Origin of the sequence: Bradyrhizobium sp. CCGB12 (assembly GCF_024199845.1) — a bacterium.
Taxonomy (GTDB): Bacteria; Pseudomonadota; Alphaproteobacteria; order Rhizobiales; family Xanthobacteraceae; genus Bradyrhizobium.
The window spans coordinates 1,589,603-1,606,103 of sequence record NZ_JANADO010000001.1 but is presented as its reverse complement, the minus strand read 5'-3'; the positions used below and the strand labels follow the sequence as shown (position 1 = coordinate 1,606,103).

Annotated in this window: 17 protein-coding genes and 1 pseudogene; 10 read left to right on the top strand and 8 right to left on the bottom strand. The window is 65.3% G+C overall.

Translation table 11 applies throughout. From position 1 onward, the window contains the following. Positions 1–42: 42 nt before the first annotated feature. Positions 43–1,041: a P1 family peptidase gene (locus NLM27_RS07485; protein WP_254142737.1), complete on the top strand. Its 999-nt coding sequence runs from the start codon at positions 43–45 to the stop codon at positions 1,039–1,041. A gap of 161 nt (positions 1,042–1,202) precedes the next feature. Here NLM27_RS07485 and NLM27_RS07480 read toward each other — a convergent pair whose 3' ends face one another. After that, positions 1,203–1,988, bottom strand: a complete 786-nt coding sequence (locus tag NLM27_RS07480) for an EF-hand domain-containing protein (RefSeq protein ID WP_254142736.1) — start codon at positions 1,986–1,988, stop codon at positions 1,203–1,205. Between the two features lie 271 nt (positions 1,989–2,259). Here NLM27_RS07480 and rpe point away from each other — a divergent pair, with 271 nt between their 5' ends. The 5 genes from rpe to NLM27_RS07460 all read left to right on the top strand — a co-directional run bounded on the left by rpe (position 2,260) and on the right by NLM27_RS07460 (position 4,236). Then, positions 2,260–2,961: a ribulose-phosphate 3-epimerase gene (gene rpe, locus NLM27_RS07475; protein ID WP_254142735.1), complete on the top strand. Its 702-nt coding sequence runs from the start codon at positions 2,260–2,262 to the stop codon at positions 2,959–2,961. A gap of 49 nt (positions 2,962–3,010) precedes the next feature. Further along, positions 3,011–3,610: a hypothetical protein gene (locus tag NLM27_RS07470; protein ID WP_254142734.1), complete on the top strand. Its 600-nt coding sequence runs from the start codon at positions 3,011–3,013 to the stop codon at positions 3,608–3,610. A 90-nt stretch (positions 3,611–3,700) separates the two neighbouring features. After that, positions 3,701–3,835 (top strand): hypothetical protein, encoded by a 135-nt coding sequence (locus tag NLM27_RS43535; RefSeq protein WP_256569941.1) that lies wholly within the window; start codon positions 3,701–3,703, stop codon positions 3,833–3,835. 4 nt (positions 3,836–3,839) lie between these two features. Then, a complete protein-coding gene (locus tag NLM27_RS07465; protein ID WP_254142733.1) occupies positions 3,840–4,028 on the top strand; it encodes a hypothetical protein in 189 nt (62 codons plus the stop codon). Positions 4,029–4,044: 16 nt separating this feature from the next. Beyond that, positions 4,045–4,236 carry a hypothetical protein gene (locus tag NLM27_RS07460; protein WP_254142732.1) on the top strand — a complete coding sequence of 64 codons (192 nt, stop codon included), beginning with the start codon at positions 4,045–4,047 and terminating at the stop codon, positions 4,234–4,236. A gap of 21 nt (positions 4,237–4,257) precedes the next feature. Here NLM27_RS07460 and NLM27_RS07455 read toward each other — a convergent pair whose 3' ends face one another. The 5 genes from NLM27_RS07455 to NLM27_RS07435 all read right to left on the bottom strand — a co-directional run bounded on the left by NLM27_RS07455 (position 4,258) and on the right by NLM27_RS07435 (position 8,597). Continuing rightward, entirely contained in the window at positions 4,258–5,697 is a 1,440-nt protein-coding gene (locus NLM27_RS07455; protein WP_254142731.1) for a bifunctional serine/threonine-protein kinase/universal stress protein, read from the bottom strand. A gap of 5 nt (positions 5,698–5,702) precedes the next feature. Continuing rightward, complete coding sequence (locus NLM27_RS07450) at positions 5,703–6,443, bottom strand: metallophosphoesterase (protein WP_254142730.1); 741 nt, start codon at positions 6,441–6,443, stop codon at positions 5,703–5,705. A gap of 117 nt (positions 6,444–6,560) precedes the next feature. Beyond that, positions 6,561–7,166, bottom strand: a complete 606-nt coding sequence (locus NLM27_RS07445; RefSeq protein ID WP_254142729.1) for a hypothetical protein — start codon at positions 7,164–7,166, stop codon at positions 6,561–6,563. Then, complete coding sequence (locus tag NLM27_RS07440) at positions 7,159–7,830, bottom strand: hypothetical protein (protein WP_254142728.1); 672 nt, start codon at positions 7,828–7,830, stop codon at positions 7,159–7,161. The genes NLM27_RS07445 and NLM27_RS07440 overlap by 8 nt, the downstream gene beginning before the upstream one ends. Then, positions 7,827–8,597, bottom strand: coding sequence for a MotA/TolQ/ExbB proton channel family protein (locus tag NLM27_RS07435; protein WP_254142727.1), 771 nt, complete (start codon positions 8,595–8,597; stop codon positions 7,827–7,829). Before NLM27_RS07435 ends, NLM27_RS07440 begins: the two co-directional genes overlap by 4 nt. A gap of 200 nt (positions 8,598–8,797) precedes the next feature. On the opposite strand from NLM27_RS07435, the gene NLM27_RS07430 reads away from it, so the two are divergent. Further along, positions 8,798–10,168: a sensor histidine kinase gene (locus tag NLM27_RS07430; protein ID WP_254142726.1), complete on the top strand. Its 1,371-nt coding sequence runs from the start codon at positions 8,798–8,800 to the stop codon at positions 10,166–10,168. A 7-nt stretch (positions 10,169–10,175) separates the two neighbouring features. Continuing rightward, on the top strand, positions 10,176–10,829 hold the full coding sequence (locus tag NLM27_RS07425) for a response regulator transcription factor (RefSeq protein WP_254142725.1): 654 nt from the start codon (positions 10,176–10,178) through the stop codon (positions 10,827–10,829). Between the two features lie 445 nt (positions 10,830–11,274). On the opposite strand, the gene NLM27_RS07420 is transcribed toward NLM27_RS07425, so the two are convergent. Continuing rightward, positions 11,275–11,862 (bottom strand): TetR family transcriptional regulator, encoded by a 588-nt coding sequence (locus NLM27_RS07420; protein WP_254142724.1) that lies wholly within the window; start codon positions 11,860–11,862, stop codon positions 11,275–11,277. Positions 11,863–12,420: 558 nt separating this feature from the next. Here NLM27_RS07420 and purB point away from each other — a divergent pair. Both purB and NLM27_RS07410 read left to right on the top strand, forming a co-directional pair. Further along, positions 12,421–13,728 carry an adenylosuccinate lyase gene (purB, locus tag NLM27_RS07415; RefSeq protein WP_254142723.1) on the top strand — a complete coding sequence of 436 codons (1,308 nt, stop codon included), beginning with the start codon at positions 12,421–12,423 and terminating at the stop codon, positions 13,726–13,728. Positions 13,729–13,868: 140 nt separating this feature from the next. After that, the gene (locus NLM27_RS07410) at positions 13,869–15,041 is read left to right on the top strand and encodes a M20 aminoacylase family protein (RefSeq protein WP_254142722.1); all 1,173 of its coding nucleotides are present in this window, start codon (positions 13,869–13,871) and stop codon (positions 15,039–15,041) included. A 110-nt stretch (positions 15,042–15,151) separates the two neighbouring features. Here the strand turns inward: NLM27_RS07410 and NLM27_RS07405 are convergent. Then, positions 15,152–16,411: pseudogene (locus NLM27_RS07405) on the bottom strand (sensor histidine kinase); the annotation flags it as partial. Between the last annotated feature and the right edge of the window lie 90 nt (positions 16,412–16,501).

Below are 16,501 nucleotides of genomic sequence, written 5' to 3'. Positions count from 1 at the left end.
CGCTATCGCAGAGGTGAACTCCTTTCAGCTCGCGAGGCCAGCGTGAAGAATCTCCTCACCGACATCGCCGGCGTCCGAGTCGGCCATGCCGAAGATGCGAAGGTCGCCTCGGGCACGACCGCGATCATCTTCGATGCCCCGGCGGTTGCCGCGATCGACGTCCGCGGCGGCGGCCCCGGCACACGCGAGGATGCACTGCTCGATCTCGCCAATACCGTCGAGCGCGTCGACGCGATCGCGCTGTCGGGCGGCTCTGCCTTTGGCCTCGATACCGGCGGCGGCGTGCAGGCCTGGCTCGCCGAGCAGGGCCGCGGCCACCGGGTTCGCGAAGCACTGATCCCGATCGTGCCGGGCGCCATCCTGTTCGATCTCCTCAACGGCGGCGACAAGGCCTGGGGTCGCTTCTCGCCCTATCGCGACCTCGGCTACGCCGCAGCGGCCGCCGCCGGCGCGGACTTCACGCTCGGCAGCGTCGGCGCCGGCTTAGGGGCCACCACCGCGACATTCAAAGGCGGGCTCGGCTCGGCCTCGGCGATGACGCCAAGCGGCGTCAAGGTCGCAGCGATCGTCGCCGTCAACGCGGTAGGCAGCGTTACCGTCGGTCACGGACCGTGGTTCTGGGCGGCGCCGTTCGAGGTGGACGGTGAATTCGGCGGACAGGGGCTGCCGGACAAGTTCACCGACGACATGCTCCGCATGCGCATCAAGGGCGGTCCCGCGGCGAGCGCGCGCGAGAACACCACGATCGGGGCCGTCGTAACCGACGCGGTGCTGACCAAGCCGCAGGCCAAGCGGCTGGCGATGATCGCGCATACCGGCTTTGCCCGCGCGATCTATCCGGTGCATGCGCCGACCGACGGCGACGTGCTGTTCGCGGCCGCCACCTGCGAGAAACCGATCGAGCCGCTGGTCGGCCTCACCGAACTCGGCACGGTCGCAGCCAACGTGGTCGCGCGCGCGATCGCGCGCGGCGTTTACGGCGCGACGACGTTGCCGTTCCCCGGCGCGCAACCGGCGTGGAAGGACCGGTTCGGCGATTAGTTTGCGCCCATCTCGCCACAGGTCAGGTGTCATCGCCGGGCGACGACCGGACGATCCAGTATTCCAGAGACGACAGTGATTGAACCGGGAGGCCGCGGCGTACTGGATGCCCCGCTTTCGCGCGGCATGTCACCATCATTTGCTGAGAGAGTGCTCTGCGCTCACACGCTCATCGACATCGAGGATGCCGCCGATCCCGCCGCAGCCTGCGCCTGCCGCTGCATCATCTGTCCGAACCAGTCATACGGCGAATTGCCGCCACCGTTCGCATTTGAAGAACTGGAGGCGCCAGGGACCGTCGTCGACATCTTGAAGCCGTCGGCATAGGTAACGGTGGTGGTGGTCGAGCCGTCGGCATTGGTCGCCGTGGTCGAGGTCGAGCCGCCGCCGGACTTCGACGAGGAATCCGATCCGTCGCCCGAGCCGCCCGCGCCTTGCGCATGGTGGCCGTGATGACCGCTCTTCAGCGCCTTCGACATCTCGTCCAGACTTACGCTGCCGTCCGAATTCGAATCCATCTTCGAGAACACATCGTCGGCCTGCGCGAGGTTGGTGCCGCCGGCGCCCAGCGCGTTCTCGAATTCGGACTTGGTGATGCTGCCGTCGCCGTCCGCATCGATCTGCGAGAACAGGTCCTTCAGCGCGGCGTCACGGCTCGTCGAGGTCGAGGATGTCGAGCTCGAGCTGGCCGAGCTGCTCGTGCTGTCCGTCGACTGACTTTGCGCTGCGAACAGCGCGTTCATCGTCTCCGGCGCGATCTGCGGGTATTTGCCGGCATTGACCGACGAGGTCGCGTTGCTCGTCGTGCTGCTGCCGCTCTCGATCGCGAACGGATTGATTGCGCCTTGCGACGACCCCGTCTTCTGCGTGGACGAGGACGATTTCGAGCTCGTTAGAGACTGGATCGCGTCGAGCGCGCTCGATACGGCGCCAAGGGCAAACAACATTGCACAACTCCAACCGATGCGGCACGCCGCAACCAATGTTCCGAAGGCGACGTCAGCAAGCGTCGTACCAGCAGCAAGCGTCGTGCCAGCGTGAAAAGCTCAATGAAATCCGCTTTCGCTGCACCTTGCGCGGCCCGGGAACACCGGCAATTCGTGCCGGTCGCGGCAGAAATTTCCGCCCACAGGAAGCAGCTTCCTCCTGCATTGCCCGCCGCAGAGGCCCATGTTAGGCGAGGCCATTCTTGTTTCGGCCGCCACCGGAAACCGCGCCATGACCCAAGCCTTCGTCCCCCGCCCCCTGGCCATCGCGCCCTCGATCCTGGCCTCGGATTTCTCCAAGCTCGGCGAAGAGGTGCGCGCGGTGGACGCCGCCGGCGCCGATTGGATCCATCTAGACGTGATGGACGGGCACTTCGTTCCCAACATCTCCTATGGCCCCGACATCATCAAGGCGATGCGCCCGCACACGAAGAAGATCTTCGACGCGCATCTGATGATCTCGCCTTGCGATCCCTATCTCGAAGCCTTCGCCAAAGCCGGCTGCGACCACATCACGGTGCATGCCGAGGCGGGTCCCCATCTGCACCGCTCGCTCCAGGCCATCCGCGGGCTCGGCAAGAAGGCCGGCGTCTCGCTCAACCCCGGCACGCCGATCAGCGCGCTCGAATACGTGCTCGACCTGGTCGACCTCGTGCTGGTGATGTCGGTCAATCCCGGCTTCGGCGGCCAGGCCTTCATCCCCTCCGCGATCTCCAAGATCCGCGACATCCGTGCGATGCTTGCGGGACGCCCGATCGACATCGAGGTCGATGGTGGCGTCGGCCCCGACGTTGCCGGCGCGCTCGCGGCTGCCGGCGCCAACGCCTTCGTCGCCGGCACCTCCGTGTTCAGGGGCGGCACGCAGGAGGCCTACAAGACCAACATCGCGGCAATCCGCAACGCGGCCGCGGGTGCACGCGGCGAGGCCATCTGACGACCTTTCGCGGTCCGAACCGGCCTTGTGGCCGGTGCGACCAATGGGGATGGATGAGATCCGTGCCACTCCGTTTTCTGCAGGATTGCGGCGCCTGCTTGCCGAGGCTTTGCAGGACGGCGAGCAGGTGGTCTGGCAGGGCCAGCCCGACGGCGTTGCCCGGATGATCATGTGGCGATTTCTGTGGTGGCTCGGCTTCCCCTGGCTGCTGCTGACCGTCGTCGCCGTCAGGAAAGGTTGGGTCGATCAGGCCGCCCAACCTCTCGTAATGCTGGGAGTTGCGATGATTGCGGCTCCGCTGGTGATGCTGCTGCAAGACCTGCAGACGCTCTATCTGATCACCGATCGCCGCGCGCTGATCCTGCGAACGGCTTGGGGCAGACGGACGGTCAGCCAGACGCCGTTCCATGCGATGGACGCGGCCTTTGAAATCCTCGACATCGGCGGTGGCGCCGGCCACCTCAACTTCGCGTCAGGACGATCGACGCGTTCGCCCGATACCGACTACACCGGCCGCTATGGGTTTCGCTGTGTTCGAGACGCCCCGCGCATCCGCGATATCCTCGAGGGCGCACGCGCAGGCAAGGTGCGGCGGCCGCACATGCAAAAAACTGCGGCTGCTGCGGGCACAGCAGCGCGCAATTGTTAAGATTGCAACCTTATTCCGTACTCCTCCGGACTTCCCTGATTCGCGCAAATCACTGCTAGTGATTCTTGCCTGTTTTCGCGGGAGCACATCATGACGACGACCCTGGTTTGGACTGGCGTGGCGTTGTGGCTTGGTTTCAGTGCGTTTGTTGTGTTTGGCCCTTCGGCCGGACCGGTGCAGGTCCCGGCACGTCCGGTGCGCAGCATCCGTCGCAATCGGATCTGACACCATGCAATTCGCGCTCGTGAAGCGTCAACCGAAGCGCAGGTGTCGCGTTCCGCGGCGTCCGCATCCGGACCTCGACTATTTCTTCGGTCGGCTCGAACGGACCGAAGAGGAGATGCGCGACGATCCGGGAGCAGAAAGCGGCGGACCTGGACTAACCGATCCGGTCACCGTGCCGGCAATGAGATTCTGAATTGGACTTGAGACTGATGAAGCCGCACTGCCCGAACTGCCTGAAGGAAATGACCAAGGCATCCGCGTCGCGTAACCTGTTCAACTGCGAGCCCTGCCGCGAGATCATCCAGTATTTCGGCGGCAGCGCGGATCACGGCGACCCCGGCCCGCAATTCTCCTGGCCGATCCGCCGCAAGCGCGTCGCCCACACCGTCCACGCGTCCTGATCCGCCGTTCGGAGCGCAGCCCTATCCGGCCGCCTCGCCGGCATCTGCTTCAGCGGCATCCCCTGCCATCCGCGGCGGCCTCACCACCGTGACGGTGCAGGTCGCCTCCGAGGCCACCTTGGCCGAGACGCTGCCGAGCAGCGAGCGCCGAAACGAGCTCTGCCGCGCCCCGATGATGACGTGGTCGACCTGGTTGACCTCGGCGAACTCCAGGATCGCGGCGGCGGGGTCGACGGCCTCCAGCACATGAACCGACAGCCGGCTCTCGTCCAGCCTGAGAGGCGTCGCCCAATGCCGGAGCGCGACCAGGCGGTCGATATGCTTGTTGGAGCCCTGCTCGTCGAGCGTCCGGTCGATCGCGATACGGTTGAGCTTGAGCACGTTGAGGCAGGCAAGCCGCGCCGAGGGCAGCGTGGCGAGAATGCGCTCGGTGGTCACGCGCAGCGCCTCGTTCAGCTCCGGTGCACCCTCCACCGTGTCGAGCGCGACCGCAAGAATTGGGCTCGATGCGATTTGCGCCGCGACATCCGATTTCGGCCGGGGCAGCATGACGCCCTGATTGAAGCGGCGCCGCCACGCGACCCCAAGGGAGTCGCGCTTCAGCCGCTCCGCGCGCGCGGTGAGCTTGACCTGGTCCGGATGGGCGAGATCGAAGGCCAGCTGTGCGGCGGTCGGATAACGCCAGACCGGCTCGATCTCGAGGCACCGCAGCACCACCTCCTGGAGCCAGGGCGGATAGTCGGCGCGCAATGCGCGCGGCGGATAGGGATCGCGCCACAACCGGCGTCGCATCGCGCGCAGGGTCTCACCCTCGCCGAAGGGACGCTCGCCCGTGGTGAAGAAATAGAGCAGCACGCCGAGCGAGAACAGGTCGCTGCGCGGATCGTCACGCACCCCGAGCAGCCGCTCCGGCGCCATGTAGGGTGCGGTGCCATAAGGTAGGCGGAATTCCTCCTGCAACAAATCAGGCAGATGGTTGTGGTGCGACAGGCCGTAGTCGATCAGCACCGCCTCGCCACTGTCGCGGAACATGATGCTGCTCGGCTTGATGTCGTGATGAATCACGTTCTGCCGGTGCAGGTCGGCGAGTGCGGTCGCGATCTTGGCCACGAGTTGTCGCGCCTCGTCGTAAGGCAGCGGCAGGTCCGGCAGCCGCTTGTACAGTGTCGTGCCGACGATGCGCTCGATCACCACATGGGCCTGGCGGGCGAAATCGCCGGTGCCAAAACAGGTCGGCACGTGCGGCCCCGCAAGCCGCGGCAGGATCATCATCTCCATCTCGAAGGAGACGATCGCGGCGGGGTCCTCGCCTTCAGACACCCGCGGGATCTTCATCAGAAGCGGCACGTCGATGCCGGGATGGGTCACGGTCCACAGCGTCGCCATGCCGCCGGCGTGGACGGATTCGCCGATGGTATAGCCGTCGATCTCCACGCCAGATTTGACCAGGGGTTTCGGCATCGCCGTCAGTGTCCCTGCGACAAGCGGTCGGCCAGCCAATGCGGCAGACCGTTGTCGCGGATCCTGTTTGCCGCGGTCGCGACGTCGTAAGGGGCGCGGCAATAGGTGATCTGGCACGAGACCGTGTCGAACAGCACGAAGGACGCCGACGGATCGCCGTCGCGGGGCTGACCGACCGAGCCGAGCACCGCAAGCCATTGCCGTCCGCGCAGCAGCGGCACCGAAACATCGGTCTTGGGCACGAGGCTCGTCATCTTCGCCGTCACCGACATCGAATAGAGCGCCGGCCTGTGGATGTGGCCGCAGAAGGTGACGTGGGCCGGTGTCGCGATCAGGCTCTTGGCGGCATCCGCAGTCGATCGGACGTAGTGCCAGCGCTGCGGGCTGGAGGCTTCCGAATGCACGAACAGACGGTCGTGGTCCTCCACCAGCATCGGCAATTCGGCCAGGAACCGCCGCTGCGCGGTGTCGAGCCGGCCGCGGGTCCATTCGATCGCGACCTGCGCCTCCGCATTCATGGTTTCGGCCGAGGAATTCACTGCCTGGTCGTGATTGCCGCGCACCGCCACGGCGCCGCCGGCAACGAGCTCCATCGCGGTGTCCACGACCCATTCCGGATCGGCGCCATAGCCGACGAAGTCACCGAGCAGGATGAAGCGCTCCGCACCCTTCGCGCGGGCCAGCTTCAGGCACGCCTCGAACGCCTGCCGGTTGCCGTGGATATCCGAGAAGATAGCTAGGAGCACGCACCCTCCACCCTCAAAATCTTATCAGAAGCCGATAAGGTCAAATTGAGGGACGTCAAGAAGATGCGCCGGCGCGGGACAGTTTACCAGCGCTGCCCTGCCGCGATGGTGAAGGGCCTATTGCTCGTCCTTCGGCGGCATCCGGGGCGGCGGGATCGGCGTGAACACGGCGCCTTGCGCCCCGGCGGGCGGCGCATTGAATTCGCCGGTCGAGGAATCGCCGCCGCTGGTCTCCAAAATGGTCTTCGGCGTCACATACTCCCGGACCATGTCGATCAGGCTGCCATCGCCGCCGCCAAAATCGGCGGCCCGCCCGCCCTGCGGATGTCCGAGCGCGATCTCGTTCTCCGCCGCATGGGTCTTGTCGGCCAGCCTGTCATCGTAGGGCACCCGGAACGCCCGGGGGATGCCGCTCGGACGATTGTCCTCGTCCAGCGCCTCGACCCACAGATAGATCGAGCCCGGATCGCCCTCCAGCGAATGCGGCTCGACGATGCGGGACTTCAGCAGCTTGAAGGTGGCAGGCAGTCGGTCCGTACTGGCCCAGCCGAGCAGCCCGCGCATCTCGCTGAAGCTGACGACATAGAAGGCGCTGGTCACGACCACGGCGACCGCCTTCAAGGACCAGTGCAGCCGCGCATAGACCAGCACGACCAGCAGCAGCGCGCCGATCACGGCGTAGGCGACCGACAGTGAGAGGATGACGGTTTGCAGGTTACTCACGGCGCACCCTCACCCGGGTCTTCGGATCGACATCGGCGCCGTTGCGCCAGCTGCTGCGGAAGGTCTCCAGCAGCGATTTCGGCCGCTGATCGACATTGACGACCTTGCCTTCCGCATCGATGCGGAATCGCACCGCGGTCTTCTCGTCGCCGGTGTGGTCCAGCGTGAACTTGTTGTCGAAGATCACCTGCGCGGTCGGATTGAGCTTCTGCACCTTCACATTGGCCGTGACAGGCTGGCCGGTCGTCGCCACGAAATGCGAGACATTGACGGTGTATTCGCCGGCCAGGATGCCGCGCACGGTGACGATCTCCTCGCGAATAGGGGAAGCGATCTTCTTGCCGGCGACGATGATGAAGTCGTTGGCCCCGCCGCGGTCGTCGCGATCGAGCGTGAGGAAGCCGGCTTCGCGGTGGCGATACCAAGCGATGTTGCCGGCGGGGTCCTGGACGAACAGGTCGAGATCGTCGGGGTGGTTGTCCGGCCAGTCCAGCGTGATCATGAACTCGGCCTTGGAATCGATCTTGCCCTCCTTGGCATCCGGCGAGACCGCGAGCAGAGCCAGGAAGAACAGAAATGCGATCACCTGAAGCGCCTTGAACAGCATCACGCCGAGCGGGTCGAACGGCTCCTCGCGTGGATAGAGACCAAAATCGTCCATCATGATGCGGTCCCGGAACCTTTGCGCTCCAGGACCGGCGTCACATAGGTCTCCGTCAGCACCACCGCATCCGAGAACACCCGCTGGGTCGCGGCATCCAGCATGTAGTACTGGATGCGCACCAGGATCGAGCCGACGAGGCCCGCCAATGTCGTGTACATCGCGACCGCCATGCCGTCGCTCATCAACCCCATCGAGGAGCGCATCGCGACCTTGTCGGCGGCATCCAGGCCCGCGATCGGCGCCAGCATGATGATGAAGCCGATGATGGTGCCGAGCAGGCCGAGCTTCATCAGCGTGTCCGAGACGAAGGCGCCAAACCCGTTGGAGCCGCGCAGGCGGTCGGCCAGCGTCCGCAGCAGCAATGTCTGATCGACCGGCCGGTAGCCTTGCGCAGCGGCCTTGGTGACGAGACTCTCGATGTGGTCCCGCACGAGCCCACGCGGCAGCTTGGTCGCGCTCGCATCGAGCAGCTTGCTGCCGTCGGGCGCCGCCAGCGCCGCGCGGCAGCGCCGCGCCGCGGCGCCCTCGCGGGCAATCGCCCGCGTCCGCAGGAAGCAGTGGCCGCAGGTGAGGACATAGAGCAGCGCAATCACGCTCGAAATGTAGGTGCGGTCCGAGGTCAGCATCAGGTGGATCAGGCCGAATCGCCACAGCAGCACGACGGCGAAGATCGAGAGACCGGTGAAGATCATCCAGAACAGCAACGCGCTGCGCTCGGATGGGTCGGTCGCGCTCCCCGCGATCGGTCCAATCGTCATCGAACTCATGCTGCACCGCTCCTGGTTTGCGACGATTGGCCTCGGAAGATTCCTGGGCCGATTAAATCAAAGCCGCCACGCCCGGTCCAAAGAGCCATGCCCAATCCGGCTTGGGAAATTTGCCCGAGCTGCCATCCTGCCATTCCTCGCAATTGGCAAGGCGCGGCGGCATTGTTAGGCTGAGCTTACCAAACGTTGGGGGTGATCGCATGCGCCTCGTGCTTCAGCTCGTCGCCCGTCTGCTGCTCATTGTGGCACTGTGCCTGGGAGCTGCGACGGTGTGGGCCACCTTCGACGCCTACCGCAGCGTCGACCGCGCGACGGCGGCCTCCGCGCAGCGGGTCGCGCAGGCGCTTCAGGCGCTGTACTGGCGCGAACTGTTGTTGCGCAGCAGCAGAGCCCGCGAGCATCTTCTGCCGGTTCCAGACTGGCGCACGCTGGAAACGATGAAGCTGATCTCGCCCGGCGTCTGCGTCGAGTTCCAGCCCGCCGCGGCATTCGAAAAACCGCTCTGTGGTCAGAGCGAGGGGCTAGGCAAGACGCCGCCGCGCTGGTTCGCCGCGGTCGTGCCGACCTTCCTCGGCAGCCACGCCGAGGTGGTGCGACCGGTGAGCCCGCGTGCTGCATCCGCCGGTACGGTGGTTGCGACACCGGAAGCCGCAGCCGCGGTCTCGCTCGCCTGGGAGTATATCCTCAACGTGATCGACGTCGCGCTGCTGATGGCGGCGGCGATTGCATTGCTGGCTTCGCTCGCGATCGCACATGCACTGGCACCGGCGCGCACCATCGTCACCGCGTTGCAACGCATGGCGCGCGGCCAGTACCGCACGAAGCTGCCGCGCTTCCGCTCCATGGAACTTGCGATGATCGGCAGCGCCGTCGGCGAGCTCGGCAGCCGGCTGGAGGAAGCGACCGAGCAGCGCGCGGCGCTGACCCGGCGGCTGATCGAGATCCGCGACGACGAGCGCCGCGCGCTCGCCCGCGAGCTCCACGACGAATTCGGGCAAAATCTCTCCGCCATCCTCGCTTTCGCCAACACCATCGAGTCGGCGAGCGCCACGGAGAAAAAGCATCACGGCATCGCGCAGGATGCGCGCATGATCTCGCACGCCACCCACCACCTGATGGCCTCGCTGCGCGATGCGCTGAAGCGCCTGCGCAATCCGCTACCCGAGGAACTCGGGCTGGAGGCGAGCCTCGTCAATCTCGTCGACAGCTGGCGCTCGCAGAGCGCGGCGCGGCCGACGATCCAGCTCGACCTCAGGGGCGATCTAGCGGACATCCGCGGTCCAGCCGCCACCACGGCTTATCGCGTGGCGCAGGAATGCCTGACCAACGCCCTGCGCCACAGCTCGGCGCGCGAGATCTCGTTGCGGATCGAACGGCGTGCCGGCGACGATGACGCACTCCTGATCCGGGTCGAGGACGACGGCGGCGGCGATGCGGAACGCGTCGCGCAATCGGCCGGCTTCGGCCTCACCGGCATCCGCGAGCGCGTCGCGGCGGCCGGCGGATCGCTGTCGATCCTGCCCGCGACCCGCGGCCTCAGCGTCGCCGCCACCATCCCGCTCGCCGCGTGAGGCCGAGATGAGCGAGGTTGCGGCGACAGGAATTTCCGTGCTGCTGGTCGACGACCACCCGATCGTGCGGCAAGGCTACCGGCGCGTGCTGGAAAGCCAGGGCGATCTTCGTGTCGTGGCGGAAGCCGACAACGCCGCGGACGCCTATGGCGCCTTCAAGACGCATGATCCCGACGTCGTGGTGCTTGATATCTCGATGCCCGGCGCAAGCGGGCTGGAAGCGATCCGCAACATCCGCGCGCGCGACCCGCGTGCCCGCATTCTCGTGTTCACCATGCACAACGAAGCCGTGCTGGTGAAAGCCGCTTTCGGCGCCGGCGCCAGCGGCTTCGTCACCAAGAGCAGCGAGCCGTCCGCGGTGGTGCGCGCCATTCGCAGCGTGGCGCGCGGGGAGCGCGCCATGAGCGACGACATCGCGCACATTCTCGCCGAGGACAGCCTGTCGTCGACCGGCTCGGTGCTCGATCAACTGGGCGAGCGCGAGATCGAGATCCTGCGCCAGTTTGCCGGCGGCGCCACGACCGAGCAGATCGCAGCGCAGCTCAATCTCAGCTTGAAGACGGTCCAGAACTATCATTATCTGATCAAGTCGAAGACCGGCGCGCGCACGGATGCGCAGCTCGTGCGCCTGGCGGCGACATGTGGGCTGACCCGAATCTAGCAGCAGAGCTGCCGCATTCTTGGAATCCTGGAAGCTTCTCGATGTGCCGAGCGAAATGGAACTGAGCCCATCCGGCTCAGGTTAGTACGGCAGTGAAGGAGTAAAAGGTCATGAGCAAGGGTCATCACAAGTCAGTCGACCATCCCCCGATCATCACGGTAGGCGAACTCATCGACGAACTTTGCCGCCTGCCGGACACCGCCGTCGTCCACTTTCGCTGCCCCATGCTGGATCAGGAGCTAACATTCTACCGCCTTCGAAAGCGGTCAAAGGACGCCGTCGAAATCGCAGTCAATGCATATCCGGATAGTCCGCCGGTCGTGCCAAGGTCCGACCCTGCCTTCCACGCGCGAAGACACTCGGCTTCCTCGCCGCCGGCTCACAATGGTGGCCTTCTTCAAAAGGCAAGGGACTGATTGGCACGCCGCGAAACAGGCGTCGCGATCTACGCCGCCTTTAGCCCGCGCAGCAGCAGCGCCAGCGTTGCATCAACGCGCGCGGAGAGATCCGCGTCCTTCCACTCGTCGGCATGGGCCGGATGATGGAAGCGGACAGTCGCATCGAACATGGCGCGCGCGGTGGTCTTGACGTCGTCCACGGCGAAAACGCCCTGCTTCACGCCGTCGGTCAGGATCGCCCCGATCTGGTCGATCATGGTGTCCTTATGACATTTGACGGCCGCGCAGGCCTCACGTGCCAGCGTCAGATAGGTTTCGAACATCTCGGGATCGTCAAGCACGCGCGAACGCTTGGCGGCGAACAGCGTGCGCAGCCAGCGGTCGAGGCGATCAGGCGCAGGGCCCTGCTCCCCCGCGATCGCGCGCAACGGGGCATCGATCCGGTCCAGCCAGCGCTTGGCGACTGCCTCGCGCAGCGAGGCCTTGCTGGGGAAATGGCGGTAGACGCTGCCGTGGCTCACATCGAGCGCACGGGCAACGTCGACCACGGTGGCCTTGGCAAGCCCGAAGCGCCTGAGCACGTCCTCGGTGACTTCGAGGATCCGCTCCGGCGTCAGGACAACAGCTTCATTCATGCCAGCACCATGTTCCCGTTCAGGACTGAGTTACCCGGCAGTAGGGCTGCTTCCGAAGCGCCCTAACCGGTCGTTCGGAAAGCCTATGCCTTAATGAGGCAGTTTTGCAGCCTGCGCCGCGATCTGGCGCGCCACCAGTAAATTGAGCCAATGCCCAATCACACCGGTGAAATTGAGGATTTCGGTCGTCATTGTCTTAAGTCTCCATTCGTCCGCGGTCCCCGTTCTTGAATTCGCCCTCCGATCCGCTTCGGATGTCGGGCTCCCCGGGGCTTGTCGCGGGACGCCCAATCGGAGCGTCCGGAACGGATATACACGTCTCGCTGACAGATTTCAATATCTGTCAGTCAATGATCCGTGATTGACAGCCGATTTTTGGTCCGGGCGGGCTCGCTCCGCCCGACCGGTGGATTAGCGGCCCCCATACCCCGCTCCACGGGTCGGATCGTTTGTTTCGCCCTCGCCGCTCTGCTAAATCGCGGCGTAAAAAGCATTTTGGCCGGAGCCCACGCCCCCTAGCGTCCCTTGGGGGCCCGGCCCACCTCTTGGAGCCGTCAGATGATCCCCCGCTATACCCGCCCGGAAATGGCCTCGATCTGGGAGCCGCAGACCCGGTTCAAGATCTGGTTCGAGATCGAGGCGCATGCGGCGGACGCGCTCGCCGAACTTGGGACCATCCCGAAGGAGGCCGCTAAAACGGTCTGGGCCAAGGCCAGGGACGCGACATTCGACGTCGCCCGTATCGACGAGATCGAGCGCGAGACCAAGCACGACGTCATCGCCTTCCTCACCCACCTTGCCGAGATCGTCGGCCCCGAGGCGCGCTTCGTGCACCAGGGCATGACCTCCTCCGACGTGCTCGACACCTGCCTCAACGTCCAGCTCACCCGCGCCGCCGACCTTCTGCTCGCCGACCTCGACAAGGTCTTGGCCGCGCTGAAGAAGCGCGCCTTCGAGCACAAGATGACGCCGACCATCGGCCGCAGCCACGGCATCCACGCCGAGCCAGTGACCTTCGGCCTCAAGCTCGCTTATGCCTATGCCGAGTTCTCACGCGCCAAGGAGCGCCTGATCGCGGCGCGCAAGGAGGTCGCGACCTGCGCCATTTCCGGCGCGGTCGGCACGTTTGCGCAGATCGATCCCCGGGTCGAGGAGCACGTCGCAAAGGCCATGGGGCTCGTGCCGGAGCCGATCTCGACGCAGGTGATCCCGCGCGACCGTCACGCGATGTATTTCTCGACGCTTGGCGTGATCGCCTCGTCCGTCGAGCGCATCGCGGTGGAGATCCGCCACATGCAGCGCACCGAGGTGCTGGAGGCCGAGGAGTTCTTCTCGGAAGGGCAAAAGGGTTCTTCGGCGATGCCGCACAAGCGCAACCCGGTGCTGTCGGAAAACCTCACCGGCCTGTCCCGAATGGTGCGCGCCTATGTGACACCGGCGCTGGAGAACGTCGTGCTCTGGCACGAGCGCGACATCTCGCACTCCTCGGCCGAGCGCATGATGGGCCCGGACGCGACCGTGACGCTCGACTTCGCGCTGGTGCGCCTCGCCGGCCTGATCGACAAGCTGCTGGTCTACCCCGCCAACATGCAGAAGAACCTCGACCGACTCGGCGGCCTCGTGCATTCCCAGCGCGTGCTTTTGGCGCTCACGCAGAAGGGCGCGAGCCGCGAGGATGCCTACAAGCTCGTGCAGCGCAACGCGATGCCGGTGTGGCGCGGCGAAGGCGACTTCCTCCAGCTCCTGAAGAAGGACGCCGAGGTGAAGAAATATCTCAGCGACGCCGAGATCGAGGAGCAGTTCGACCTCGGCTATCATCTCAAGCACGTCGATACGATCTTCGAGCGCGTGTTCGGGGAGTCGTAGGAACGTAGGGTGGGTTAGCCCTTGCGGCTGCGCGAAACGCAGTCCGCGGGGCGTAACCCACCTCTTCTGCATCCCCCGAGACAAACAGTGGTGGGTTACGCTACGCTAACCCACCCTACGAACAAGAAACGGACCCCCTCATGCCCATCGTCAACCGCGTTGCCGCCCTCTCCGACGAAATGGCCGCCTGGCGCCATGACTTCCACGAGAACCCGGAGCTGCAATACGACGTCCACCGCACCGCCGGCATCGTCGCCGACAAGCTGCGCGAGTTCGGCTGCGACGAGGTGGTTACGGGCATCGGCCGCACCGGTGTGGTCGGCGTGATCCGCGGCCGCAAGTCCGCCTCCGGCAAGACCATCGGCCTGCGTGCCGACATGGATGCGCTGCCGATCATGGAGACGTCGGGCGTGCCCTACGCCTCCAAGGTGCCCGGCAAGATGCACGCCTGCGGCCATGACGGCCACACCGCGATGCTACTGGGCGCTGCCAAATACCTCGCCGAGACGCGCAATTTCGACGGCACCGCGGTTCTGATCTTCCAGCCCGCCGAGGAAGGTGGCGGCGGCGGCAAGGCCATGGTCGAGGACGGGCTGATGACGCGCTGGAACATCCAGGAGGTCTACGGCATGCACAACATGCCGAACCTGCCCGAAGGTCATTTCGCGACCACCCCCGGCGCAATGCTCGCCTCCTCCGACAACATCCAGATCACGGTCCACGGCAAGGGCGGCCACGCGGGCGCCGGTCCGCACAAGTCGGTCGACAGCGTGCTGATCGGCTCGCAAATCGTCAATGCGCTGCAGTCCATCGTCGCACGCAACGTCGATCCGCTCAAATCGGCGGTGATCTCGATCACGCAATTCCACTCCGGCACGGCCTTCAACATCATCCCGGAGATCGCCGAGCTCGCCGGCACCGTGCGCACGCTCGATCCTGAAGTGCGCGATCTCGTCGAGCGCCGCATCGGCGAAGTCGCCGACAGCGTCGCCCGCGCCTATGGCGGCTCGGCCGAGACGAAATACACGCGGATGTATCCGGTGACGATGAACCATGCGCGCGAAGCCGGCCTTGCCGCCGACGTCGCCCGTGACATCGTCGGCGCCGACCGCGTCAACGACAAGTTCATCCCGATGATGGGCGCCGAAGATTTTTCCTTCATGCTGGAAGCTCGCCCCGGCGCGATGATCCTGGTCGGCATGGGCGACGGCAACGAGTGCCACCACCCGTCCTACGTCTTCAACGACAACATTTTGGGCCACGGCGCGTCGTACTGGGTCCGCCTGATCGAAACGCGGATGCCGGCGCTTTAGCCGTCAGTCTCAACTTCGTAGGGTGGGCAAAGCGACAGCGTGCCCACCGCTAACGGCGCTTCGCGCCTTTGCCCATCGACCGGCGTAAGCCGCGTGTCGTGCGGGACCCGTCATCGGGTTGCAGAGCGGAGAGCCGTCGCCTCACCCGCCCTCAGGAGGCGGGAGGTCTCGTCTGACGCGAGAGGCAAGGTGAACTCAAAGATGGCGCCCCGAGGCTCGTTTGCGCCAGCCCACATCCGCCCGCCATGCGTCTCGATGATCGAGCGGCAAATGGCGAGGCCCATCCCCATGCCTGTGGGCTTGGTGGTGTAGAAGGCTTCGAACAGGCGCTCTGCATTCTTCGGATCCAGTCCCGGACCGGAATCTCGCAAGGTGACGTGCACGCCGTTCGATGCATCCCGGGCGGTGCTGATCAGCAACTCGCGTGCCCCCTCGCCGACCGAGGCCATCGCCTCGATCGCGTTGACAATCAGGTTGAGCACCACTTGCTGAAGTTGGACCCGATCTGCCGGAATGGGTGGCAAACCTTCGGCAAGTTGCGCACGCACCGAGACGCCGTTCTTGAACGCTTCGCTGCGTGTCAGCGCGATGACCTCAAGCACCGCCTGGTTGATCTCCATATCCTCCTTTTGCGGGGGCGCCTTCTTGATAAGCGCGCGGATCCGGCCAATGATGTCGCCCGCTCGCATGCCGTCATCGATGATCCGGTCCAATGCCTGCCGCACCCGCTCCGGATTTGGCGGTTGAGCCTCCAGCCAATTCACCCCAGCCTCGGCGTTCGCCACCATCGCGGCAATCGGCTGGTTGACTTCATGGGCTATCGAAGCGGTGAGTTGCCCCATCGTGGTGACGCGATTGGCGTGCGCGAGCTCGATCAGGGCTTCACGGTAGCGCCGCTCGTGTTCGCGAGATTCGGCTTCCGCCCGCTTGAGAGCGGTCAGATCAAGGACGAAGCCGACACCTTGGTCCCCACCTTCTCCAAACATGGTCCCGCCGATCAACACGGGCACGCGGCTTCCGTCCTTCCGCACATACTCCTTCTCGAACGCCTGGGCTGTCCCGACCTGCTTCAATTCCGCCACGGTTTGCAAGTCACGGTCGCGCCATTCCGGCGGCGTGAGGTCCGTACGGTGCAGGCGCCCTGCAACGAGATCCTCCCGGTCGTATCCCACGATACGCAGGAACGCATCATTGGCTTCGAAAATGCGCCCCTCGACTTCCCAGATGATGATGCCGATGATGTTGGCATCGAACAGGCGCCGGATCTTGATATCTCGCGCTGCAACATCACTTTGGAGCTGGATGTTCTCTTCGGTCGTTTTTCTCCGCCGTTTTGCTTCGAGCCGCGCTAGCGCCAGCGCCGCACCGGCCAGCGCGACGACAAGGACGACGGCGCTGGCGATCAGCCAGGTCCAGCGTTGCTCGAACGCCTCCGCATGCGCCTCCCGGCTGGCGAGCCG